The sequence below is a fragment of the Thiolapillus sp. genome (genome assembly GCF_048562965.1).
Classification (GTDB): domain Bacteria; phylum Pseudomonadota; class Gammaproteobacteria; order Chromatiales; family Chromatiaceae; genus Thiolapillus; species Thiolapillus brandeum_A.
Genome location: NZ_JBHNMF010001127.1, coordinates 1 through 858, shown reverse-complemented (window position 1 = coordinate 858; position 858 = coordinate 1). Strand labels below are relative to the sequence as shown.

Annotated in this window: 1 protein-coding gene; it reads left to right on the top strand. The window is 50.2% G+C overall.

The window, feature by feature from the left end; translation table 11 throughout:
• The coding region (locus tag ACOCD2_RS22770) for an asparagine synthase C-terminal domain-containing protein (RefSeq protein WP_293675409.1) at positions 1 to 752 on the top strand (752 nt) is incomplete at its 5' end.
• Positions 753 to 858 lie beyond the last annotated feature (106 nt).

Sequence of the window (858 nt, the reverse complement as noted above, 5' to 3'; positions counted from 1 at the left end):
CGTTGATTCTGAAAAAACTCTACCCCTATCTGAAATACAATCCCGCCGCCAGCGGGGATTTTGGCAAGCAGTTTTTTCAGCAGGGTATGGAGTACATCGACCAGCCATTCTTTGCACATGTTCCGCGTTGGAGCACCACTCGGCGAAGCTGGCGGTTTTTCTCGGCAGAAATGAAATCGGCGGTGGAAAGCAAGGTGGGCTACGAGTCCATTTTGAGACTGTTGCCCAAGGACATCGGTCGCTGGGATCCGCTCAATCGGGATCAGTATGTCGAAAACCATACGCTGCTTTCAGGCTACCTGCTCAATTCCCAAGGTGACAGGATGGCCATGGCGAATTCGGTAGAAGGCCGTTTCCCGTTTCTGGATCATCGCGTGATGGAATTTGCCGCAAACATCCCTGCCCGCTACAAGATCAGGATACTCAACGAAAAGTTCATCTTGAAAAAATCCATGGCCGGCCTGATTCCTGACAGCATACGCAAGCGTAGCAAGCAGCCCTATCGTGCGCCAGACAGCCTGTCATTTTTCTCCGGAGGCAAGCCTGTGCCCTACGTGCAGGAACTGCTGAGCGAAGAATCGCTGCGTACGGCGGGGTACTTCAATCCCGCCGCGGTGGGAAAACTGCTCAACAAGGGAGCGAATGGCCGCATCATCGGTTTCGCTGACAATATGGCATTTGTTGGCATTTTATCCACCATGCTTCTTGATAAGATGTTTATTCAGGGATACTCTGCAGCATCATTTGAATAAATGGCCCTGATTTGGGCATTCAAGCACTTTGACTAGAGTTTAGAGTTTCAGAGGAGAAAAACCACTAAAAATCTCAAAAAATAGTTGACATAGCAAGGCGCGGCCT